Source organism: Nitrospira sp., from assembly GCA_016715825.1.
GTDB lineage: Bacteria > Nitrospirota > Nitrospiria > Nitrospirales > Nitrospiraceae > Nitrospira_D.
This window is the reverse complement of the sequence record JADJXO010000002.1, coordinates 247,740-269,931: the sequence shown is the minus strand read 5'-3', so window position 1 is coordinate 269,931 and position 22,192 is coordinate 247,740. Positions and strand designations below refer to the sequence as shown.

Below are 22,192 nucleotides of genomic sequence, written 5' to 3'. Positions count from 1 at the left end.
CGTGAGAACCGCCACGCGCGTCGCCTGGTGCAATGTGCGCTAATAGCAATTCGCAAAGGCAGAATTTCTCCACGGGGAAGACAGACAATCCATTTGATGTTGTCTGCTTGGCCCATCCCGTCGGGGTTTAGCCTCTGGGTGTAGGCCTTTCTCCAACGCGTCAGTGACCAGCGTCTCGATTTCCGATTCCGGCATCGTGGGATATTCCTGTTGAAACTGCCGCTGAAGGACAGGACGGGTGGTCGCGATGTACCGTTCTCGAGCCTGCCTCGCGCCCTCACGGGCCTGTAGCAACAGTGCCTCTCGCGCCTCGACCGACAGACTACCGGCTGGCTCAGGAGTGTTGCCCGGTTTTAGGTCGGCACAGGCGCTCATCAGGGTAATGAGTAGAGCCAGAGCCAGCCGCATGACACACCTCCCACGCGCGTGTTGACTGTTCGGATAGTCAGTGGGGTGCACCAACCGAGGAACCGGGAATCTGGCCATCCACGAGCTGCTTGCCATAGGCAATGCACTGGGCCGTGGCTTCCTCCGAGGTCGCATACCGACCGGTCTTTACGAAATGCCTGCTGTCCTCCTCGTCCTCCGCGCCCCAGGAAATGAACACGTTCAACTCCCACTGGCCGGTATCCACGAGCTGCCGAGGAGCGGGTTGTATCGTGAAACCTTTATAGGTGATCGCTTGAGTCATCGCTGAGAATGAGCAGACCCACCACAATCTAGCAGGTCAACAGGTCGTGTTTACTGTGATCCGAGGATCTCCTGCTCCGCCTGAAGCCAGTCATCAAGTGGGCCTTGACGAATACGTCGTTCGTAGTTCTCAAAAGCTCGGGTGGCGATCCGTTCATAGAGCGTTGCCGAACTAGAAGGGGAGGGGGCCTTTGGTGTTGTTCGACGGGTAGATCGCGCGCGCGGCGTCTTCGATTTGGTCGGAGCCTTCGGCTTGATCGCCTTTTTCGACTTCACGAGTGGCTTCCTCTGTCATCCCCGATGGGTTGGTTGTGATGACTGCAAAGCTAGGCCATCCCCGGAGAGATGTCAAGGCAAGACCGTCGCAGGCTGCCATGGCTTTACCTGGCAGAGGCTTCAGCGTGTGAGCGGGTATTCACTCCTGTGCCTCAGAGGCGACCCAACCATTTTGTCAGTAGCCATGCGATACAACCAACGAGACCAAGTAGAAGACAGAGCCGATACACACCATCATGCGACAACTCGTTCAAGATCGGATTGGCACCAGAAAATGGTGCAAAGGGTTGCATGTCATGATGCATGAAACTATCAAGGACAATGTGGCTCAGGGTGCCCCCAAAGGCACCAGACCAAATCGCGAGACGAGTGGGCTCGGGTGGTTCCGACAGCCAACACAGCGTATAGGCCGTAACTTCTTGATTGTATCGACGGAGTATCGGGCGACAGATCGAAGGGGACACCAGGGCGACGAGCAGGCCGATCACGATGGCACCAAGTACCGTATGAGTTGGACCATGGAGGATCTCAGAATTTCGCACCATGCCGATAAACGGCTCAATATCCATAGCGATTTGAGCGACGCCAAATGTGATGAGGCTGAAATGCTTCTGCGCCGCGGGTTTCACGAGAAGCGCGGCACCCATGTGAAAGGGGGTAAATGGCATGGACCACTAGCAGTATCGGAAGTCGTAGAGGGATAGAGCCATAGAAAGCTATCAGGACCCTGCTCTGCGACCGATTGACCTGCCGGTACAGAATACCTCCATTTGCATGTGATGTCATCTCCTATGAACTTTTCCGAACAGAAGGTACTCTTTCCCTATCAATTACCTCCATTGTGTTGATCGATGCCTACTGCCATGGTTCATAACTCCTTCTCCCTGGCGACTGGAGTGAGATCTACGTGGTGAGCCGGCTGGGACTCGAACCCAGGGCCCTCGCCTTAAAAGGGCGATGCTCTACCGACTGAGCTACCGGCTCGGATAGGAACTAATAAAGTATTGATATTACTTGGTTTTTAAGATGTTTAACCCTAGAGTATACTTGGAGTGAGATCTTATTAGCATCACAATACCCTTCAATGTCTCTTGTCGTCAAGGAATCCCTCATCAGACTTAGAGATGGACGTTTACATCTCTACCGGCAGAACGACTCAAAGAACTGGTTATGGCGCACTTTCCTCAACGGTAAGTATGTAGTTCGTTCCACGAAAAACGAAAACCTTGTCCTTGCAAAATCCATCGCTGAACACGAATACGACAAACTACGGTTTCAAACTACCACACCAGACGGAACGGTAGCACATAGTTGGGCTGAATGTGAACGAGGATTTCTAAATTCCTTAGCTCATGACGAATCCAATAGACCTTCCCGCGTAAGGAACTACAAAGTCAAGTTAGGCATCTTGGCACAGTATTTTCACTCCTATCTGATTCACACGATCAAAACCAAACAAATTGAGGAGTATCTGTGCTGGCGAAAAGATACCTACAAACCACCTTACAAGAACTATCACTCCGAAACAGTCTCCAACAAAACACTAAGATCAGATCTGCTTGCACTTCGTCAAGTTCTGAAATATGCAAAGCGCGAAGAATGGATAAGGGTATTACCGGATTTCCCAAAATTAACTGTCAAACCTCGTCCAAGCGGGTGGTTCACCTCGGCGGAAATGGTGAAGCTGTTCAAATTTACCCATCAGTGGATTTGGCAAGAAGGCATTAGTGGCGAAGAACGTTGCAGGCGAGCATATGTGGACTGCTACATCAAATGGTTAGTTTTTACCGGAATGCGGGTTGATGAAGCGTTGCAGGTACGATTTGAGGATGTGACTATTGTATCAGACGCAAAACCCCGACCTTGTTTATTTGTCCAGGTGAAAGGAGGGAAACTTAGTTATCGGAAGGGAACTACCGAGATGATTGGACTTCATGGGGCGCTAGGAGCATTCGAAGAGTTGCAACGAATCATGCGTCCTCGTCATCCTCATCCCCATGATCTACTCTTCCCTGTCAATCCACGTGACACCATTCAAGAACTTCTCAAGGCAGCTGGCTTATTGCTTGATGAACGAGGACAGCGACGAACAGCTAAGAGTTTCCGTCATACCTACATCATGAACAGTCTTCTCCACAACGTTGACGCGTTTGTCCTGGCTAAGAATTGTCGTACCAGCGTTGACATGATTCAGGAGTACTATGGAAGCTATCTGACTGCAAGAATGAAACAGGCTGAACTGACAAAGATGTTTGCACGAGTCAAACCAGTAGGGAGATCAAAATGAAGCGCGTTGCAATTTACGGACGGGTTTCAACAACAGGACAATCTACCGATGTGCAGATTCAGGAATGTCGCGCATACGCAGAGCGATGTGGTTACCAGGTCGTTGGAGAGTATTGCGATAAGATCAGCGGAACCACGAGCAAGGATGATCGTGAAGCATTAACCAGACTCTTAGAGGATGCGTTCGCTCGAAAGTTTGATACGGTCGTTGTTTACTCCATTGACAGGTTGGGACGATCCTTGAAGCATTGTTTGGAGATTCTAGAAACCCTCAAGATGCACCGGATCGACTTCATCAGCATTAAGCAACAAATCGACACAAGTTCCCATCACGGGCTATTAATTTTCAATATCTTTGCGTCCTTGGCATCCTTTGAACGATCACAGATCCTTGAGAGAACGGCACTGGGCAGGGAACGGGCAAAAGCACGGGGGGTTCGCTTTGGGAGACCGTCAAAGATGAATTCGTCTGTCGCAGAAGCGGTTAGATTGTTACGGCAAAAGGGTTCAGGGATTAAGGAGATAGCAAAATCGCTTCAAATTGGCGTGGGGAGCGTGTACAAAGCACTCAGGACAGCGGCGTAATGGGGCAGGATGGGGTTCTAAAAAGGTACCGTATTACTAAACGTCCCAATATAGGTCACATCCGCATCATACCCTTGACACAAGTCTTCATGTAGGCAATGCTACAGTAAGAGTCTTTGCAATAAAATAATGACATCTAACTTTCCACAGATGCTCCGCAATAGTCCTCTACGTGAGGTTATATTTGAGCTTCGCTTTATACCGTCACAACCTGCAGCAGGAGACCTGCTTCCAGGGCTGCTCTATTCAGCACTTCAAAAAGACTACTCCGATATGATGACTCTCCCTGTGGCTACTGTCCCAAGGCAGATTCGCAATCAAAATCCTGACCTGAAATATCTGGCATCTCATCGATTCAGTAGCGGTTCGCATTCGGTCCAAATAGGGGATCATTCGGTCCTTCTTCAAACCACTGAGTATCCTGGATGGAGCGAATTCAAGAATAAAGTGGTAACTCTTCTCGATGCTCTGAAGAAAACAGAAATTGTTAAGCAGGTTGAGCGATTCTCCTTTAAATACATCAATCTGATTGCAGCATCTGAATCGGAAAGACAGCTGCAGTTTCTGAAGGTACGCGTTGAACTCCCTGGCAGGGCTCCAAATGAAAAAGGGTTTCTGCTGCGAGAGGAAAGTATTGAGGGGAAATTTATAACCGTTACACAGGTAGCTCCTAATGCCACAGCTAAGGTCTCTACATTAGCTCATGAGATATCGGGTCTACTAATAGACGTTGATACGATACGGCAAGTGGGCAATGAGTTTTGGACGGATCATGTCACGCTGTTGGAAGAGGGGCACGCAATTGCTAAAAAGAACTTTTTCTCATTATTGACAGAAGCAACTCTTCAAAAACTTGATCCCAGGTGATGACATGACAATATCGGACACCAAAAGGCGAGAACTTGACGTGGGTGGAACGACTGGCTCGGCAATTCTAGCAACCACGGCATTGGGAGTTGCTCTTGTTCTTGCACAATATGCTGCTCTTCGGATTTGTGAGAAACCTGCTAGTACCATACGTCTTGCAGGGACAGAGGGAACAATTGCGAGACCTCATTCACTAGAGATTAATGAACTGGATGTTTTTAAACAAATTAACCGGATTTATGACAACCTGTTGGTGAATCAGGTTGAGCTGGACAACGAGTCAAAATTTGCCCTTTATTCCAATCTTTGGGATCTCTATTCAGCGTGAACTTAGAAGACGGCATTTACGAGCAAATCAAACTATTTCTCCCCAAATATCTATCACCAGATCAAACTCGCGATCTATTCTCCGAACTGTCCAGATTCCCTGACAACATGGCTTTCTACCTGAATCGCGACGATCTTCGCGATGAACTTCTTCAAGGTGATGGGTGGAGAGGCTTGATTGCAATTAATTTTCTCACTGGAGAACGCAAAACAGTTTCGGGAGCAATTCTGTCTAATTCTTGTGATATTGATTCAAGTAATACAGGTAGTTTGCCCGTAAACGTTCTATTTGCCCCTTTGATAGAATTGCGAAAGTTCACGGATAGGTTGCGTGGGTTTGGCAAGACGGAAGACCAAATTCAAAATACAGTCATCACTATTAAGAAACAACAAGTCACCAATATCTTTTACCTTCCCGAATGCCACGGCTCCATTCCAGAGAGTCTCATACTACTAGGCGACATTCACTCCCACCCTCTTCAACACTTCCTGCAACAATCACGGCAACCTCTGTTTAAACTCAATCAATACGCGTTTTACCTATTTCTCATAAAACTCTCCATTCATTTCTCACGTTTTCAAGAAGGTGTACAGCGTTGCAGCAGCGCTGCATAGTTTGGAGTACATATAGAAGATTGTGCGTTGTTCCGTATGCGGGCTAGGCTTGGAATGTGAAGGTATTGGTAGGCATACCGATCTTCGTCTCCTACTCAGAGACCTGCGGCACCAGGCGCACTGCATAAGTTCCAGGTTTTTGCATATCTTCTCGGATTTCTACCAATCGCTCCCGATCCGACTTCAGGTCATCCAGTAATTCTAGGGCATCAATGAAATCCCTGAGACGCATCACGATCGCATGATCATGGAGCAAGGATAGATCGTTTCGCTCTGCGATAAATTGCTTGAATGACTTCATTTGTTCCCCTCCGTCAAGAGTTTCGGTAGTAAGTTTCTGTGGTAGGTGAGGATGGCAGGAAATTCTACCTGGCGGATGATGGCGAGATTGCGAACTATGCTCTGTCTAATTAGAGCAGAACGGTTGGTGTATGTTTCATCGGCAACATGATCCAGTTCGGCGAGTAATGATTCGGGAATTCTGAGAATTATGGATGGCATACAACAGACTCCTTGGTTTCTCGTCTATCTTTTGTATTTATTCTTTCCTGGTGTTTGAGGTGGTGGGGTTCCTGCTTTTCTGCCAATTAGTTCCCACACTCCTTTTGACGGTTACCAATCCACCAGGTGACTTTCTATTTTGGCATACATAGTCCTGGTGAAGGGTCATACCAGTGACTGAGCGGTCCGAAAACCGGAATCTCCTGAGACTCGCGGCTGCACCCTGGTATCCTGGAGAAGTCTGTCGGGTTGCATAATCGTCCTAAGCGAACGAACCTAGGATTATGAAGTCAGAATTCCAAAAGCAAATGGAGAAGAGTTCAGCGCAGGTCAGGGCTGCTATGAAGGCAGAATATGCGGAACGCAGGTTTTACTATGGGACCCAGAATTCTGTTCGGTTGCGAAGGGCGTTAGCATTAAACGGGCTCCATCACTTACAAAAGCGAATCCTAATCTCACCAGAAATTCACACGATCCATACCGCACGACTTACCAAACGATTCCTTAGTAAATTGGAGAAAGTGAAATGGTCAGTGAGGCAACAACAGCAAGACCTTGTCAGAGCGAATAGGCGATATGGTATGACTGTGAACCCTAGTTCCATCACAGCACATGACCGGCTCCGTTTTCTCACGATCCTTCAGGGTTTTGAAGTTCTGGATGTTTCAAAAACCTTGAAACAGGTTCGTGGCTTTAAGGATCAACTCCGAACTGTCATGGAAGGGTGTCGGGGGCTCTGGTGTTTGGGCGCAATTGAGGTGGAAGTTGTGAGCATGGAGATGATGCGGCAACTCAAAGACCAGACTGATTCTGAAACACGTAAACTCGCTGTATGCGAGTTTATGGAGAAACGTCTAGCAAAGCGCAATCAGGGATTGTCGAGTTACTTTTTAATTCATTTTCATGGGGTGGTCGTTGCGAATCGACCACGCTATTTCCATGAATTGGAGAAGCAACTGAAACTCCTCTGGAAGCACGAACCACGGCAAGTACAGGTGAAACCACTATCGCACATGTTCAACGGGAAACCTAAACAACTAGAAAAGAGTTTAAAGGACATAGCACGGTACGTCACCAAGGGGGGAAATGATTGGATCGGGAAGAAAGCATACTTACGTTACAAACTAGGGTTTGATAACGAGCACTTGGAGACAGAAGATGCATGGGTGAATAGGAACTGGCGACGAAACAAGACCCTTCAGGGGGAACATAGAGAGGAAGGGCTGGAAGATGTACTGAGTATGACACGCTCAGAGATTTATGCATTGGCGCAGGTCATTGATGGGATGATGGCGATGTCACGAAATCGAACCGGGTATCTTGTCCTTGGGAAGAGTAAGAGGAAAAAGAAACTCACTACTACAGGATTGCGGGTGTTTGGTAGGGGTATCGCGGCATAAAAACTGGGAGTTCAACAAATTGGCATGAATTCTGACGAAATGCCTTTAAAATGTGACCGCAATATCAAAGACTTATGATCTGGGTAGTGGAAGAAATATTGGTTCAAGCACTTATGACATTTGCGAACCGAGGGTTTTACTGTGAGAGGCTAACAAAGCAGGAGAATATAGGGTGTTGATGGTAGGGACGTGTGGGCTCTGCTTACAACAGAAAGAACTTCAGAATAGTCATCTGCTACCCGCTGCTCTTTATAAGCAGTCCAGAGACCCGTCTGCTTGGTCAAACCCTAACCCGGTTTTAGTAACAAACGGGAGGGCGTTTACCTCGTCTCAGCAGGTATCATCACCATTTCTGTGCGCGGATTGCGAATCGCGCTTTTCTGTCAACGGGGAAAACTATGTTGTGACTCAATGTGCGAAACTTGATGGCTCGTTCAGCTTGCGGAAACTCTTACAAACCGTTTCTCCTTTCCTTGAAGATAAAGAAAAACAGATCGCACTTTATGACGTTCATCGATTACTTGGCGCGAAGGTGGATCACTACCTGTATTTCGCTACAAGTGTATTTTGGCGCGCTTCTGCACACAGTTGGAGGATGGGCGACGGGCAGGTTGGCAAAATTGCTCTTGGTGAGAAATACCAGGAGCAGTTCCGTTTGTATCTGCTCGGTGAAGATACCTTCCCACAGAATGCTCGCATCCATGTCCACGTTTCTAGTGAGACTCACTTACCTCTCACCCTTACCACGGGTCCCACAACATTCCGAATCGGCAGCGCACACCGTCACAAATTTTATATTCCTGGTGTACTATTCGTCTTGTTCCTTGGCAGCAAAGTTTCCAAAACCCACCATATGTTTGCGCTTAATAGCAGGAAACAGCAGACAATGTGGCTTTGTCCGTGGCAAAACGATTCGCTCTTTCGCGGCATCCTTAAGCACTTGGAGACGGCAATACCGGTAGGGAAGCTAGGAAAGGGAAAAGGCTGAGCGTTTATCCAGAAAATCTAGTTCGCGAACAATTTAAATGCAGACCGAATCTTTTTGACGAACGAAGATGCTTCCGCAATTGTTTCAACTGGGTTTGGTGGCTGACTAGCAGTTGCAGCATGCTTTTTGACAGCAACCATCTCAAGAAGTTCGTCTTCGCTCAAGTGCGGCGCAGCAAGTCCCTGGTCAGCGGTGCTTCTAAGGGAGTGTTCTTTTGTCATTCTATTAGCGGCAATCTCTCTCCTGGTAACCCGATCTAACCTGTTGATACTAACATTTTCTCCAATCAAACACTCTGAGACGATGAATGAATTATATATCTCGGATTGTGCGTCTTCCACGCGTTGCTTCAAGTCAGACTCTTCTAGAGCAGGTAACAATGTTCGGTGAGCGAGATCGAATATATTGAGTAGGTTGACGCGTTTCTCTTCGGTGTCTGCTTTCTCCCAGAGCGAGATTACTTCCTGGATTAACTGACTTAGTTTCGGTACTGAGTCTGTTTCTCCTGGATGCTCAGTTGAGGCGATCACCTCATCCAGCAAGGACACCAAACGATTGGCTTCTCCGCTGTTATTATCTATGGACTCAGAATTTGTCATAATTCAACGGAGTCAACGATGAGTTGCTGATTCTAGCATCTGGTTACCAAGGGGAGCGGGGAGGAATAATTTAGAGTGCTAGTTAGAGTGGAATTCTACAAGTTATTGATAATGCTCGTGTATTATTGATTTCGATTGAGCTACCGGCTCACGCTCGGGATGTTGAAAAAGCTTCCCGCTTTGTCCTGACAGGAAGAACTTCTGAACATCCTGCACTCGAACCACTCACCGACCCATCCTAGCATCCCCGCCCGGTGAATGACTATCGACTATTTTCGGGAACGTGTGGGGCGTCGGCGGGAGCAGTCCAAGGGATTGCGAAGCATGATCGTTTCTGCGCGCTTGGACCCGGTTGAAATCATGTCGATCCGGCATTGCGCCAACTCTTCGACGCGAGCCAGATACCGCTTCGCTTCAGCCGGGAGTTTCCCATAGCTGGTAATCCCGGTGGTGCCGGTTGTCCACCCCTTCATCCGCTGATACACCGGCACACAGTTGGTCAACACCTCGAGATCGGCCGGCATGGTCTTATACAGCCTGTTCCCATGTTTGTAGCCGGTACAGAGCTTGAGTTCTTTACAGCCGTCGAGCACATCGAGTTTGGTTAAGGCCAGCGCGGTGAGCCCATTCACCACGGTCGCATGCCGAACTACGACGGCATCAAACCACCCACACCGTCTCGCCCGTCCAGTCGTTGAGCCGAACTCCCGCCCTCGCTCTTGAAGGCCCCGCCCGTCCTCATCATCTAATTCGGTCGGAAACGGTCCACTCCCCACCCTGGTGGAGTAGGCCTTGGCGATCCCCATCACCGCATCGATCATCGTGGGCCCCACGCCGGTACCAGTGCAGGCTCCACCGGACGCGGCGCTCGACGAGGTGACATAGGGATAGGTACCGAAATCCACATCGAGGTTCGTCCCTTGAGCCCCTTCAAAAATGACCGTCTTGTTTTTCTCAATTGCGCGATTGAGCAACATGGTCGTATCGACGATATGGCTCTTGAGCCGATCGGCATAGCCCATGTATTGATCGAATACTTTGTCGACTTGAAAGGTTTCGACCTTATGCAATCGCTCCAAGAACCAGTTCATCTCGACGAGGTTTTCTTCGAGTTTCTTCTTGAACAACGGCGGATTCAGCAGATCGCCCACCAGAATCCCGATTCGTGCCATCTTGTCGGCATACGACGGGCCGATCCCTCGCCCGGTTGTCCCGATCTTGCGCGACCCCTTGGACTGTTCCGACGCCCGGTCGATCGCCTTATGGTAGGGGAGAATCAAGTGCGCCCGCTGACTGATGGCGAAGTTCTTACCGATGGTGATGCCTTTGGTGTGGAGGTGATCCATCTCTTCAATCAGGGATCCGGGATCCACGACGACGCCGTTTCCGATGACACACGTCGTGCCTCGGTACAGGATGCCCGAGGGGATGAGATGAAAGATGTAGGTTCCCCGTTCGTTGATGACGGTATGCCCGGCATTGGACCCACCCTGATATCGGACGACAACATCGGCATCGCGGGCCAAGATATCGACGATCTTGCCCTTACCCTCATCGCCCCATTGTGCCCCGATGATGACGAGATTACCCATAACGTTGGAAATTCCCAGCCGGTTTCGACACGAAAAAATGGCTCTGACCAGACAGGGAGATCAGAGCCAAGGAGGCCTATGGTAGGTGTGACCTCATCTTTTGTCAAGTTGTTCTCTCACGATGTTGTAATGCGAATGGTTCGTCTTCCTGCTTTACTGGCTCGCCAGACGATCCAGCGCTTTCTTGACTGGTCCATACCCGCATGCTAGCATGGCCCTCGATTTAACGTCGTAATTTTCCTGATTCATTTCGAGTTGAGGATCTCCCAGGGTGGGGCTGTGGCGCAGTTGGGAGCGCGCGTGAATGGCATTCACGAGGTCGCCGGTTCAATCCCGGCCAGCTCCACCAAACCGCACGTCGTGCGCACCGTCGGCTATTTTAGCGGTTTTGGTAATTGAGCCGACGGATCAATACCATACGTTTTCCAGGATCTCGTATGTTCGCCCTGTTTAATTGTCTCACGTTGCCTCGCCTCCCAACCTCCTAGTCATTTCCTCTGTTCGAGTTCGTCTCGGCTGCTTCACACTGGTTCATTTCGCACGGAAAGGTTTGTGTCCATGCTCCAAATTGAATCAATCCATAAACAATATTCGACGAAGGTGCTCCTCAGGGAGGCCTCGGCGCATCTTCGCCCAAATTCACGAGTCGGCCTGGTTGGCCCCAATGGTGCCGGAAAGACCACGCTCTTCCGCATGATCCTTGGCGAGGAATCACCTGACAAGGGCTCGATCCGGAAGCGACCGCGGCTTCGGATCGGTTATTTACCTCAGGAGCTCGAAACCATCACCGGCAAGACGGCACTCGATGCGGCCCATCGCGATGAGTACCCTGAATACGAGGCCAAGCGCATCCTGATGGGACTGGGTTTTACGGAAGGGGATTTCGACCGCCCTGTGGACAAACTGTCAGGCGGCTATCGGATGCGGGTAGCCCTTGCGCATCTGCTCTTGTCGAATCCCGACGTGCTGATGCTCGACGAGCCGACAAACCATTTGGATAAACCGACCCAGCGTTGGTTTGAACAGTTTCTGATCCAATCCGGCATGACGCTCTTGATCATCAGCCACGACACCGCGTTTCTGGATCGCGTGGTCACCCACATCTGGGAACTCCGACATCACACGCTCGAAGAGTATCGTGGCAACTATTCACTGTTCTGCGAATTGAAAGCGGAAAAAGACGCCCAACTACAGGCCTCGGCAACTCGCCAGTCCAAGGAGATCGCGCGGGTTCAAAAGTTCGTCGATCGTTTCCGGTACCAAGCCAATAAGGCCAGCCAGGTGCAATCGCGCCTGAAGCAACTCGAAAAGGTTAAGCGGGTTGAGATCCAGCGAGATCCGAAACGCGTCAAGTTCCGGTTTCCGCTACCATCGGTCAGCGGTCGCCAGGTGTTGGATCTCGCCGGAGCCAGTAAGCGCTACGGGGAAAAGGTCGTCTATACGACGCTCGATTTCGCTGTGGAGCGCGGTCAGCGTGTCGCTCTGGTGGGAGAAAACGGCGCAGGGAAGAGTACGCTTCTTAAGATGCTCGCCGGCGTGCTTCCTCCCGATACCGGTACCAGATCCGTTGGGCACGGTGTGACGCTCCACTACTTCGCCCAGCATCAGGCAGAAACGTTGAACCCCGAGCATTCAATTCTTGAATCCCTCGAAGAAGTCACCAGACATGCGGAGATGAATTTCCTGCGTGGGATCGCCGGGGCCTTCTTGTTTTCCGGCCAGGACCAGAAGAAACCCATCAAAGCCTTGAGCGGTGGTGAACGGAACCGCGTTGCGCTGGCCCGCATGCTCGTGGAGCCGTCGAATACTCTCCTGCTTGATGAGCCGACCAACCACCTGGATCCAGCCTCGGTGGATGTGCTCACGGACGCGCTCGCCGAGTTTCCCGGGACCATCATTTTCATTTCGCATGACCCGACGTTTTTGACACGCATCGCCACGAGAGTCGTTGAAATCGAGGAGGGCCAGGCTCGGAACTTCATCGGAGACTACGAGTACTATCTCTGGAAGAAGGCGCAAGAGCTCGAATCGATCAAGGAGTCACGCGAGGAGCTCGACGGCGCGTCGAAAGCCGCGTCGTCAGGACCAACCCGCGCGATGACGCAACAAGTCCAGACGAAAGGTCGAGGGGGCGAGCGACGTGATTTGACCAAAACACAGGCGAGGTTGGAGAAACAGGTGTCTCGTGCGGAGGCGGAGATTACGGAGGCTGAAGCAAAGCTCAAGGCCCGTGAGGCAGAGCTGGCCGATCCGAAACTCTATGAAGCGTTCGACCGGTGGAACGTCCTCCATCAAGAACAGGAAGACTGGAAGCGGGGGCTTGAACGACTGACCGCGCGCTGGGAATCACTCTCGGCTGAATTGGAGAATGTCAGGCAACAGCTCGTGGCCTTGGGATAGGGTCTAGACGGAAGCCTTGAGGGTCTCTTCCAGATAGTAGTACAGCCAGCGGTTTTTTTCTTTTGTTACCAGGTCATCCCACACCACGCCGACCAAAAACCCTTTCTTGTCCCAAAGCTTGACCCAGGCGACGGTCCCATCGAGTTTTTCCTGTTGCTCGACTCGGTCGGAATCCAGGAATGCCAGAGAGACCGTGACTCGCTCGTTCGGCGGGAATCGATCTTTGGTGTGGAGCCCGGCTCCGATCTTATTCACATTGTCGAGGACTGCGGTACAGGCCCGCCCGCCGCTCTTCGGCGCGATCAATGCAGACCCGACCAACGTCGCCCGGACGAACTTTCGTCGTTCACTGATGGCGGTCATGCTTGCCGATTGCTTGGCCTCGCCTCGCTTCATCATTCTCTAAGTATAACCGATTAGACAAGAATGTAAACTAGGGCAATCGGCCCTAGTTATAGGGGCTTTGGGCGGTAATATCGTCGCTCTCCTAGCGCTGGAGGGAGGTGGGTTTGCTCGACGCGGGCCGATGGATCATCGTGTACATAACGATAGTCCGTTCCGTACCCCATGTCTTTCATCAACGATGTCACGGCATTGCAGAGATGCAGGGGGACCCCAAGATTGCCGTGGCTCTTTGCATCCTTGAGGGCCTCCAGGAAACCGACATAGGACGCGTTGTCTTTTGGCCGTGACGCCAGGTAGGTGGTGCCATGAGCCAGGTTGATCTGTGCTTCCGGCAACCCCACAAATTGGACCGCCTGTGCCACCGACGTAGCGACCACCAATGCCATCGGGTCGGCATTGCCGATATCTTCCGAGGCAAAGATGACCATCCGGCGGGCAATGAACTTCGGCTCCTCCCCGGCATCAAGCATGCGGGCCAGCCAATAGAGCGCCCCGTCCGGATCAGAATCTCGCAGGCTTTTGATGTACGCTGAAATGACGTTGTAGTGTTCGTCCCCGGCTTTGTCATAGCGAAGGGCCTTCTTCCCAAGCGATGCTTCCAAGGTTGCTTCGTCAACCACCCGGACGCCATCGGGGCCAGGCGCCGTCTGCATGACGACAAACTCCAACGACGTGAGGAGCGCTCGTGCATCCCCATTCCCGAATGCGATCAACTGCTGCCTGGCCTCCGGCGAGAAGCGCGGCTTCCATTTCCCTAACCCACGCTCGACGTCGACGAGTGCACGATCAAGAATCGTCCCCAAGGCCTCGTCAGGAAGTGGCTTGAGGACCACGACCAGCGAACGGGACAAGAGCGGACTAATGACCTCGAACGACGGATTTTCGGTGGTCGCGCCGACGAGAATAATCGTGCCTCGTTCGACATGTGGGAGAAATGCATCTTGCTGCGCCTTGTTGAAACGATGGATTTCATCGACGAAGAGAATCGTCCGTTGCCCGTTCATCGCTCGCCGCTGTTCAGCCACCTTAATGAGTACACGCAGCTCAGGCACCCCGCTGGTGACTGCGGAGAATGGGACAAACTGGGCTTTCGTATGCTGGGCAATTAGGTGGGCCAGGGTGGTCTTCCCGGAACCGGGTGGACCCCAGAAGATCACGGACGAGAGTTGATCCGCCTCGATCGCCCGTCGGAGCGACCGATCGGGCGCGGTGATCGCGTCTTGCCCGACGAAGTCCACGAACGCACGGGGCCGCATCCGTTCGGCGAGCGGAGGGGGGATCGTATCCTCGCGGTCGGTGGGCGTGAATAAGTCTGGCGTCTGATCGTGCGCGCGTGACATCGTGCTCCTTGAGCAAGAGCGGGAATTGTATACGCCGCCTCTCCTGATCGCAAACAGCCTCTTGACCATACCGGCGACCAATGGTACGAACTGAACAGCCGACGGAGCAGACCTTGCAAGCTAGGATTAATAACAGCACCCTCGCGTTCAATGATCAAGGGACAGGCATTCCTCTCGTCTTTCTCCACGCGTTTCCGCTGAACCGCTGCATGTGGGTCGAGCAGGAACAGGCACTGTCCTCCCAATTTCGGGTTTTGACGATCGATTTGCGCGGGCATGGCGAATCTGATGCACCGCTCTGGCGCTATACCCTCGACCAAACGGCTGACGATGTGATCGGACTGCTCGATCACCTCTCAATTCGACAGGCGGTATTTGTCGGTTTGTCGATGGGTGGCTACGTCCTATTTGCGCTCTATCGGCGGTATGCGGACCGGGTACGGGGCTTGGTGTTCGCGAACACACGAGCGCAGGCCGACACCGTCGAAGGGAAGGAAGGGCGGTTTCAGATGGCGCAGACTGCGTACAAGAACGGCTCATCGGTCATCGCCGACATCATGATTCCGAAATTGTTAAGCCCTGCGACCATTCACACGAAACCCGACCTGGTAGGGCGCGTGCGGGCGATGATCGAAGGCAATGAAATCAGCGGTATCGCGGGGGACTTGATGGCAATGGCTGAACGACCCGATTCCGTCTCGCTGTTGGGCCAGATCACCTGCCCCACTCAGATTATCGTCGGTGAGTTGGACCTTCCGACTCCGCCTTCCGACGCCAAACTTATGGCTGATAGGATTCCCGGGGCCTGCTTGACCATCATCCCAGGAGCCGCTCATCTTTCGAACTTGGAACGGCCGGATCAATTCAATGAAACGCTCCGGAGTTTTGCCTTGGCTGTGACTCGCACAGCGAGCAGATAGGGAGAACGTCTCTGAGATCTCAGTCCGGGTCGCCGACGCTGCCGCGGCGTATTAATTTTAAAAACTCTACACGTGTCTGGGATTGACTGCGGAATGCGCCCAGCATGGAGCTGGTCACGGCAATAGTGTTTTGCTTCTCCACCCCACGCATCATCATGCAGAGATGTCTTGCTTCGACCACCACCCCAACGCCATGTGCGTTTAACTTGGAACGCAAGGTTTCAGCAATCTGAACCGTCAGACGTTCCTGAACTTGGAGTCGCCTGGCAAAGGTATCCACGATCCGTGGAATCTTGCTCAGACCGACGACTTTCTTGTTTGGTAAATAGCCGACATGAACCCGTCCGAAGAACGGGAGCATATGGTGCTCGCACATGCTGAAGAAATCGATGTCCTTCACAATGACCATCTCATCGTATTCGATGGGGAAGAGGGCTCCGTTCAACAAATGGTCGATATCGCGCTGATAGCCTTGCGTCATGAATGCCAGGGCCTTGGCCACACGCTCCGGCGTCTTGAGCAAACCATTGCGACTGGGTTGTTCCCCGAGCGCGAGCAGCATTTCGGTGACCAGCGATTGAAGAACCGGCAGATCCGCAGGCTTCCCGCTCCCGCTCGTCTCGTCTATTGATTCTCCCTTTCGGTCTTTCGTCCGGTGCTTCCTCACTAGAGTCCCTTTCATACTTACGCCGCACCCCCGTATTCGAAGTAGTTGTCCCTCGTCTCAATCACACCAATCTTTCGCAGGCAGTCAGACGGTAGAGCCGGCTTCAGAATGTCCCAAATCACTTTGACGAGATTTTCCCCCGTAGTGGTGAGCTCGCCAAAAGCAGGATCACGATTGAGGTCGAGATGGTCGAAGCGCTCGACGATCTTCTCGTTGACCACCTGATCAAGCCGATCTAGATCACATGAATCCTGTGCTGCCCCGCTCGTGACGGTCACCAGCACGATATAATTATGCCCATGTCCGTTTGGATTATTACATTTGCCGAACGCGGCCCAATTCTCTTCGAGAGAGAGTTGATCCGTGTGCAGCCGATGGGCGGCGCAAAACCGATAGCGCCTAGTCACATGCACCTGTGACATACGAGCTGGTTCTCTTGGAGTGAAATCAACGGCTGGAACCGCTTGTGCTTCAAGCAATCCCAGCCTGGAGGCCCCGTACAGCTATTCCTACGACAACTGTAGCCACGCTTAGGCGCTGAACGAGCTGCCGCAGCCGCACGTTGTTTTGGCTTGTGGATTCTTGATTGAGAAGCCCGAGCCCTGCACGCTGTCCACGTAATCGACTTCCGCACCCTGGAGCAACGGAGCACTCTGTGAATCCATGATGAGCTTCACATCGCCCTTTTCAATGATGGTATCGTCTTCGGCCATTTTGGATTCAAACGCCATTCCATACTGATAGCCGTGGCACCCTCCGCCACGCACGTAGACTCGCAACCCAACGATATCTTTTTCCTCGGCCATCAATTCCTTAATCTTCTGTTCCGCCACCTGGGTAATAGTAACCATCTTGTCGCCCTCCTCTATGGATCGGTCCAGCCCGCACGAGCGGGCTAGCTAAGTTGTTAGTCTAACACCTCTCTCTTGAATATCAACCCCACGCCTCGGTCGTCGTAGTTTTTTGGTTCTCCCATTTGGTTTCTGGAACACGCACGACGACATCACCCAGGACACGCGCCTGACAGGCTAAGCGATGCTGCGGGTCCGTCAATGCTTCACGATCGAGCAGGTCTTGCTCGTCGAAATCGATTTCTGAAAGATGTTCATGCCCTGCCTGAACCTCAACACGGCAAGTCGTGCAAGAGGCATTACCTCCGCAGTCGTGGTCCAATCGAAAACCCACTTCCTTCGCCGCAGCAAGCAACGAGATGTTTTCCTCTACCTCTCCGCTACGCCCGTTTGAATGGAGGAAGGTCACGCGTGGCATCATGTCCCCTATGATTGCACGGCAACTTCGGCCGGGACTTCCTGATAGGGACAGCGTTGCAGCCGGATATGATCCTCATATTCCTGCCGGAATAACTTCAGACTGCTTTGCACCAATACCGATGCACCGGTGACCAGCGTACAGTATCCGGTTCCTTTCACAAATCCACAGAGCTGAAGCATGCTGTCGAGGTCTTTTTGCGTACCCTGGCCCGCCTCAATCTTCGTCATCAGTGCGGCCAGGTTCATCGTTCCCATCCGACAGGGAGGGCACTGACCGCAGCTCTCGTTCTTGAAAAAATTGGAATAGTGCAGCGTCTTGGCTACCATGCAGCTCCCATCGTCGACGACGATCACCCCGGCCGACCCCAACCCTGTGCCAGCCTTCTTCAACGAATCAAAGTCCATGGGCAAATCCACCTGATCCGCCGTGACCATGGAAAACGCCGGGCCGCCCGGAAAGACCGCCTTGATCTTGCGGCCACTGGGGACGCCACCACCGCATTGCTCGATCAGATCACGGATTGTCACGCCCATCGGCATTTCATACACCCCTGGCCGATTGACCGAGCCACTGAGTGAAAACATCATCGTGCCGGGACATTTCTCCGTGCCCACCTGCGTGAACCACGAGGCGCCCTTGTAGAGAATCCGCGGGATGTTGCAGAGCGTCTCCACGTTATTGACGAGGGTCGGCTTCCCATAGAGACCGAAGTCCGTCGGATAGAACGGGGGCTTCTGCCTGGGCATCGCCGGACGGCCCTGCATCGACTCGAGCATCGCCGTCTCTTCGCCCGCCACGTAGCTGCCATGGCCATCAAAGATTTCCAGCTCAATATCAAACCCACTGCCAAGCACGTTCTTCCCGAGGAGTCCCCGTTCTTTTGCTTGGGCCAGGGCTTTTTTCAGATTCTGCTGCTCCTCATGGTACTCATGATTGACGTAAATGAAAGAGGCTTTTGCCTGTACCGTGTAGGACGCGATTAAACAGCCTTCGATCAACTGGTGAGGCAAGGTTTTCAACAAATGGCGGTCTTTAAAGGTACCTGGTTCGTGTTCACCAGCATTACAGACGAAATAGCGCTCTTTCACCCGGTGGTTGAGGACCTTGTCCCATTTGATGCCCGTTGGAAATCCTGCACCACCACGACCTCGTAAACCGGATTTCTTCAGCTCATCAATTACGTGATCCGCCTTCATGTCCTTCACACAACGCTTCCAGGCATCATAGCCACCAACCTTGAGATACCCCTCGATCTCCCAAGGAGCTCCCTCGATCTGTTGGACAAGGCGTGGTTCAGCGGCTGTAGACATACCTACCCTCTCAATAACCTCTTGAGGCTGAACTCATACTATACGGCTCCGCCTCTTCCTCCGTCAAGGCAACTTGCTGTAAATAGGCCTGAATCTCAAGCAGTTAGGACTAGGGGACCTATTGAGAGGCTAGGTAAGGAGGGGCAGGAAGAGAGGGAGCAGTTCATTTCACGAAAAGATCGACGTGGTTGAACCGGACTTGGTAGGCACCTTCATCAAGTCCAGTTGGTGCGCGTAGCTCACTCGAGCTAGATCCTAATTCTCTTCGACTGTCCACGTAATTTTGCCCGTGTGTGACCGATCCAAGAAAAAATGGTGATTTCTATACTCAACGGCATCAATTGCTGCTCGAGCATATTCAACCGTGGATTCGTCATTGTGCAATAGTAGCTGTCTCAAGTTACTGACCGTGTCATCACGTAGAGAATAGGCCAGGAGGGAACAAGCTCGATACCTGACAACCTTAGATTTATCCTTGAGCGCTTCTATGCCCAACTGTACTGCATCATCGCTATCGCGGGCATAAGGGATAGCAAAGAATACACAGCTAACTCGACTTCGCCATGACCGTGACGCTCTGTAATGCTCAAGCAGTGCACGAGGAACATCCGTGCCACTATTCTCCAATTCCCGAATGGCAACCCAATTCTTGTCTGGATTGGTTTCACCAAGCGCGCTTAACACTCTATGAAGTTTGTCTTTGTTCACTGATTCCCTCTTTAGCTGTAGTAACACCCTGCAGATCCATGGTTTCGAAAGAGAAATGACGAGGAGGAGGCTACCTCTTACATACCAGCGTCTCTGTGGCCTGGACGGGTGCGATAGCAGCACCGTACCACGGTTCAAGCCTATAGCGTAGCAAATGTGAACCGGTGAAGTGCTCCGTTTTTATCTGGGTGAAGAGGCCCAGTATCTACGGATGGAGTAGGGTAGAGAAGGTTCGCGTTGGTCGGGGAGCTTGGCTCCCCGACCGCAGGAACGAAATGTTATCGGAAGTGACTGCCCGCTCCCATGAAGAACAACATGGGAATCGAGAGCAGGAAATTCACACGGGAGGCCAGCAAGGCTGTGCGTCCCCATTGCGCCATTTCAGGCGGCGCAGGTGTTCCCTGCCCAGCCGCGGTGACAGCGGCAATAATCTTCTTCTGGTTCGGCCAGATGATGCCATGGACATTGCCCATCATGATGATGCCGAGCAGCCCACCAATCGCCAAGGCCACAGCTCCTGTTCCGCCTTTGTGATACATGTGCCCGTACAAGAACACTCCGGCCACGACGGTCACGGTGGCTCCGTGCCGGAACCAGTTGAGTGCCGCCGGCATGAGCTTCGGAATCACGATGTTCTTGGTCGGCCCATCCAGGCTCTTCAAGAACGCGGCATTGATGATGTTGAAAAAGTACAGAAGCCCGATCCACGTGATTCCGGCCAGGAAGTGAATCCAGCGAAGAATCATCTGGCCCCAGTCGGCTTCGCCAGCGCTGATGCCCGTTAACCCCAGGTATATCATGATCAACACAACGGTGAGGGCAAATCCCGCCCACATCGTCTGCATCGGATCTTCAAGAAATTTCATAACTCCCCTCTCTTCAAAAACGGTTGATTGCCTAACTTGATGTCTCTACTGCAGCGTTTCTCTGAATGTCAAGCGCACGAAGGACCTACGTCGATACGACATCAGTCGCCCATAGTGGCCTTGAAAAGGAAGATAATCGAGAGGCTTCTTAGGCCATCAGTCGATCGACAGTGCCACAGAGCTCCCGAACCGCATTGGCCGATGTCTCCAATGCCGCTCGTTCGTCGCTCGTCAGCTCATACTCCACGATCTGTTCGGCTCCGCCACGGCCGATTTTCACCGGCACACCGACCACGACGTTCTTCAGCCCATACTCCCCGTCACAGAGCACCGCGCAGGGCATCACCTGCTTCTGGTCCTTGTAGATCGCGTCCACCATGGCCACAGCCGAGGCGGACGGCGCATAGAAGGCACTGCCCGTTTTCAGGAGGCCGACGATTTCGGCGCCTCCGTCGCGCGTGCGCTTGACGATCGCCTCCAGCTTCTCCTTCGTCATGAGGTCCGACACCGGCTGTCCCTTCACGGTCGTATACCGTGGTAAGGGCACCATTGTATCGCCATGTCCGCCCAAGACCATTGCTTGAACATCCGTCACCGACACATTCAGTTCCGCAGCGATGAACGTGCGCATCCTTGCCGAGTCCAATACGCCGGCCATGCCTATGATTCGTGATGAGGGAAGACCGCTGACCGTACGCGCCACATGGACCATGGCATCCAAGGGATTGGTGACCAGGATCAAGATGATCTCCGGCGAGTGGGAGACTAACTCTGTCACGACCGATTTCACGATTTTCGCATTCGTCGCCAACAGCTCGTCGCGACTCATGCCCGGCTTTCTCGCCATGCCGGATGTGATAACGGCGATCGACGATCCGGCGGTTTCGATGTACTCGTTCGTCCCGACGACTCGCGTGTTGTACCCGCAGACCGGCCCGGCTTGAGAAATATCGAGCGCCTTGCCCTGTGCGACTCCTTTGGCAATATCGACCAGCACCACGTCATAGAGATCCTTCTCCGCCAACCGTTGTGCCGTCGTCCCTCCGACGTTCCCCGCTCCTACCACTGTAATTTTCGGTTGCACCATGATTCTCACCCTCTCTCTCCTCAGGCGTGAAATGGGACCCGTGGTGTGTCACGGTCCTGACAGCTCACCTTCTTCCCCTCTCACGCATGTTCGTGCTCTGTCCAGCCCCCAACTTTGAAGTTGATCGTACAGACGAAATTCTCATCGTCATAGAAATTAACCTTGATCTTTTTCTTGCCGTAGGTTTTGCTCAGGAACTCTTCCGGATTATCGACCAGCTCTTGGTACCCACCGGGAGGATACTCGCTGAGGTCATGAAAGACTACGATCATCCCTTCTTTCACTTCCTGCAGCACCTTCACTCGGCAACGAGGATAGATCTCCCAGAACTTGGCCTCGATCATCTCCTTCGTCGGCTCAGGACGGTCTTCACCGGGTTTCACCGTCTGTCCGAACTTGGCTAAGCGACGGACGTAGGGATATTGGTGGCCCGTGAAAAGCTTATGCAACCATGCAGGAACCGGAGGTTTTCCAATCGAGTCTGTCATACG

At 52.3% G+C, this 22,192-nt stretch carries 27 protein-coding genes and 2 tRNA genes; 10 read left to right on the top strand and 19 right to left on the bottom strand.

All coding sequences use genetic code 11. The features are described from left to right. Nucleotides 1-39 precede the first annotated feature (39 nt). The 5 genes from IPM58_07395 to IPM58_07375 form a co-directional block, all read right to left on the bottom strand. Nucleotides 40-408, bottom strand: a complete 369-nt coding sequence (locus IPM58_07395) for a hypothetical protein (GenBank protein ID MBK9306898.1) — start codon at nucleotides 406-408, stop codon at nucleotides 40-42. Nucleotides 409-445: 37 nt separating this feature from the next. Next, nucleotides 446-691 (bottom strand): hypothetical protein, encoded by a 246-nt coding sequence (locus IPM58_07390; protein MBK9306897.1) that lies wholly within the window; start codon nucleotides 689-691, stop codon nucleotides 446-448. A gap of 50 nt (nucleotides 692-741) precedes the next feature. Beyond that, a complete protein-coding gene (locus tag IPM58_07385) occupies nucleotides 742-966 on the bottom strand; it encodes a DUF2934 domain-containing protein (GenBank protein ID MBK9306896.1) in 225 nt (74 codons plus the stop codon). Nucleotides 967-1,118: 152 nt separating this feature from the next. Beyond that, nucleotides 1,119-1,595: a DUF4184 family protein gene (locus tag IPM58_07380; GenBank protein ID MBK9306895.1), complete on the bottom strand. Its 477-nt coding sequence runs from the start codon at nucleotides 1,593-1,595 to the stop codon at nucleotides 1,119-1,121. A gap of 279 nt (nucleotides 1,596-1,874) precedes the next feature. Continuing rightward, a tRNA-Lys gene (locus IPM58_07375) sits at nucleotides 1,875-1,950 on the bottom strand. 100 nt (nucleotides 1,951-2,050) lie between these two features. On the opposite strand from IPM58_07375, the gene IPM58_07370 reads away from it, so the two are divergent. From IPM58_07370 to IPM58_07350, 5 genes are all read left to right on the top strand, one after another. Then, the gene (locus tag IPM58_07370) at nucleotides 2,051-3,253 is read left to right on the top strand and encodes a site-specific integrase (GenBank protein MBK9306894.1); all 1,203 of its coding nucleotides are present in this window, start codon (nucleotides 2,051-2,053) and stop codon (nucleotides 3,251-3,253) included. Beyond that, nucleotides 3,250-3,837 (top strand): recombinase family protein, encoded by a 588-nt coding sequence (locus tag IPM58_07365; protein ID MBK9306893.1) that lies wholly within the window; start codon nucleotides 3,250-3,252, stop codon nucleotides 3,835-3,837. Before IPM58_07370 ends, IPM58_07365 begins: the two co-directional genes overlap by 4 nt. 129 nt (nucleotides 3,838-3,966) lie before the next feature. Next, the gene (locus IPM58_07360) at nucleotides 3,967-4,704 is read left to right on the top strand and encodes a TIGR04255 family protein (protein ID MBK9306892.1); all 738 of its coding nucleotides are present in this window, start codon (nucleotides 3,967-3,969) and stop codon (nucleotides 4,702-4,704) included. Nucleotides 4,705-4,744: 40 nt separating this feature from the next. Beyond that, entirely contained in the window at nucleotides 4,745-5,032 is a 288-nt protein-coding gene (locus IPM58_07355; GenBank protein ID MBK9306891.1) for a hypothetical protein, read from the top strand. Then, a complete protein-coding gene (locus tag IPM58_07350) occupies nucleotides 5,029-5,646 on the top strand; it encodes a hypothetical protein (GenBank protein MBK9306890.1) in 618 nt (205 codons plus the stop codon). The genes IPM58_07355 and IPM58_07350 overlap by 4 nt, the downstream gene beginning before the upstream one ends. A 91-nt stretch (nucleotides 5,647-5,737) precedes the next feature. Here IPM58_07350 and IPM58_07345 read toward each other — a convergent pair whose 3' ends face one another. Both IPM58_07345 and IPM58_07340 read right to left on the bottom strand, forming a co-directional pair. Continuing rightward, on the bottom strand, nucleotides 5,738-5,947 hold the full coding sequence (locus tag IPM58_07345; GenBank protein MBK9306889.1) for a hypothetical protein: 210 nt from the start codon (nucleotides 5,945-5,947) through the stop codon (nucleotides 5,738-5,740). Beyond that, nucleotides 5,944-6,147 carry a ribbon-helix-helix protein, CopG family gene (locus IPM58_07340; GenBank protein ID MBK9306888.1) on the bottom strand — a complete coding sequence of 68 codons (204 nt, stop codon included), beginning with the start codon at nucleotides 6,145-6,147 and terminating at the stop codon, nucleotides 5,944-5,946. The genes IPM58_07345 and IPM58_07340 overlap by 4 nt, the downstream gene beginning before the upstream one ends. 581 nt (nucleotides 6,148-6,728) lie before the next feature. On the opposite strand from IPM58_07340, the gene IPM58_07335 reads away from it, so the two are divergent. Further along, entirely contained in the window at nucleotides 6,729-7,547 is an 819-nt protein-coding gene (locus IPM58_07335) for a hypothetical protein (GenBank protein ID MBK9306887.1), read from the top strand. Nucleotides 7,548-7,719: 172 nt separating this feature from the next. Next, on the top strand, nucleotides 7,720-8,535 hold the full coding sequence (locus IPM58_07330) for a hypothetical protein (GenBank protein ID MBK9306886.1): 816 nt from the start codon (nucleotides 7,720-7,722) through the stop codon (nucleotides 8,533-8,535). Between the two features lie 17 nt (nucleotides 8,536-8,552). Here the strand turns inward: IPM58_07330 and IPM58_07325 are convergent, their stop codons facing one another. Both IPM58_07325 and IPM58_07320 read right to left on the bottom strand, forming a co-directional pair. Next, entirely contained in the window at nucleotides 8,553-9,134 is a 582-nt protein-coding gene (locus IPM58_07325) for a hypothetical protein (protein MBK9306885.1), read from the bottom strand. A gap of 269 nt (nucleotides 9,135-9,403) precedes the next feature. Then, nucleotides 9,404-10,726, bottom strand: coding sequence for an adenylosuccinate synthase (locus tag IPM58_07320; GenBank protein MBK9306884.1), 1,323 nt, complete (start codon nucleotides 10,724-10,726; stop codon nucleotides 9,404-9,406). A gap of 273 nt (nucleotides 10,727-10,999) precedes the next feature. On the opposite strand from IPM58_07320, the gene IPM58_07315 reads away from it, so the two are divergent. Next, nucleotides 11,000-11,075 (top strand) — tRNA-Ala (locus IPM58_07315). Nucleotides 11,076-11,284: 209 nt separating this feature from the next. Then, nucleotides 11,285-13,126, top strand: coding sequence for an ABC-F family ATP-binding cassette domain-containing protein (locus tag IPM58_07310; GenBank protein ID MBK9306883.1), 1,842 nt, complete (start codon nucleotides 11,285-11,287; stop codon nucleotides 13,124-13,126). A 3-nt stretch (nucleotides 13,127-13,129) separates the two neighbouring features. Here the strand turns inward: IPM58_07310 and IPM58_07305 are convergent, their stop codons facing one another. Then, nucleotides 13,130-13,525 carry a PilZ domain-containing protein gene (locus IPM58_07305; protein ID MBK9306882.1) on the bottom strand — a complete coding sequence of 132 codons (396 nt, stop codon included), beginning with the start codon at nucleotides 13,523-13,525 and terminating at the stop codon, nucleotides 13,130-13,132. Nucleotides 13,526-13,578: 53 nt separating this feature from the next. Beyond that, complete coding sequence (locus IPM58_07300) at nucleotides 13,579-14,871, bottom strand: replication-associated recombination protein A (protein MBK9306881.1); 1,293 nt, start codon at nucleotides 14,869-14,871, stop codon at nucleotides 13,579-13,581. Nucleotides 14,872-14,951: 80 nt separating this feature from the next. Here IPM58_07300 and IPM58_07295 point away from each other — a divergent pair, with 80 nt between their 5' ends. After that, entirely contained in the window at nucleotides 14,952-15,791 is an 840-nt protein-coding gene (locus tag IPM58_07295; GenBank protein ID MBK9306880.1) for an alpha/beta fold hydrolase, read from the top strand. A gap of 19 nt (nucleotides 15,792-15,810) precedes the next feature. On the opposite strand, the gene folE is transcribed toward IPM58_07295, so the two are convergent. From folE to IPM58_07255, 8 genes are all read right to left on the bottom strand, one after another. After that, nucleotides 15,811-16,473, bottom strand: coding sequence for a GTP cyclohydrolase I FolE (folE, locus tag IPM58_07290; protein MBK9306879.1), 663 nt, complete (start codon nucleotides 16,471-16,473; stop codon nucleotides 15,811-15,813). Between the two features lie 2 nt (nucleotides 16,474-16,475). Beyond that, on the bottom strand, nucleotides 16,476-16,865 hold the full coding sequence (locus IPM58_07285) for a 6-carboxytetrahydropterin synthase (GenBank protein ID MBK9306878.1): 390 nt from the start codon (nucleotides 16,863-16,865) through the stop codon (nucleotides 16,476-16,478). A 123-nt stretch (nucleotides 16,866-16,988) separates the two neighbouring features. Then, complete coding sequence (gene erpA, locus IPM58_07280) at nucleotides 16,989-17,309, bottom strand: iron-sulfur cluster insertion protein ErpA (protein ID MBK9306877.1); 321 nt, start codon at nucleotides 17,307-17,309, stop codon at nucleotides 16,989-16,991. An 82-nt stretch (nucleotides 17,310-17,391) separates the two neighbouring features. After that, nucleotides 17,392-17,727 carry a (2Fe-2S)-binding protein gene (locus IPM58_07275; GenBank protein ID MBK9306876.1) on the bottom strand — a complete coding sequence of 112 codons (336 nt, stop codon included), beginning with the start codon at nucleotides 17,725-17,727 and terminating at the stop codon, nucleotides 17,392-17,394. Between the two features lie 8 nt (nucleotides 17,728-17,735). Beyond that, entirely contained in the window at nucleotides 17,736-19,040 is a 1,305-nt protein-coding gene (gene nuoF, locus IPM58_07270; GenBank protein MBK9306875.1) for an NADH-quinone oxidoreductase subunit NuoF, read from the bottom strand. Nucleotides 19,041-20,026: 986 nt separating this feature from the next. Continuing rightward, complete coding sequence (locus tag IPM58_07265; GenBank protein MBK9306874.1) at nucleotides 20,027-20,548, bottom strand: urate hydroxylase PuuD; 522 nt, start codon at nucleotides 20,546-20,548, stop codon at nucleotides 20,027-20,029. Between the two features lie 214 nt (nucleotides 20,549-20,762). Continuing rightward, nucleotides 20,763-21,701 (bottom strand): malate dehydrogenase, encoded by a 939-nt coding sequence (mdh, locus tag IPM58_07260; GenBank protein ID MBK9306873.1) that lies wholly within the window; start codon nucleotides 21,699-21,701, stop codon nucleotides 20,763-20,765. Between the two features lie 80 nt (nucleotides 21,702-21,781). Then, nucleotides 21,782-22,189, bottom strand: coding sequence for a hypothetical protein (locus IPM58_07255; GenBank protein MBK9306872.1), 408 nt, complete (start codon nucleotides 22,187-22,189; stop codon nucleotides 21,782-21,784). Nucleotides 22,190-22,192: the final 3 nt, after the last annotated feature.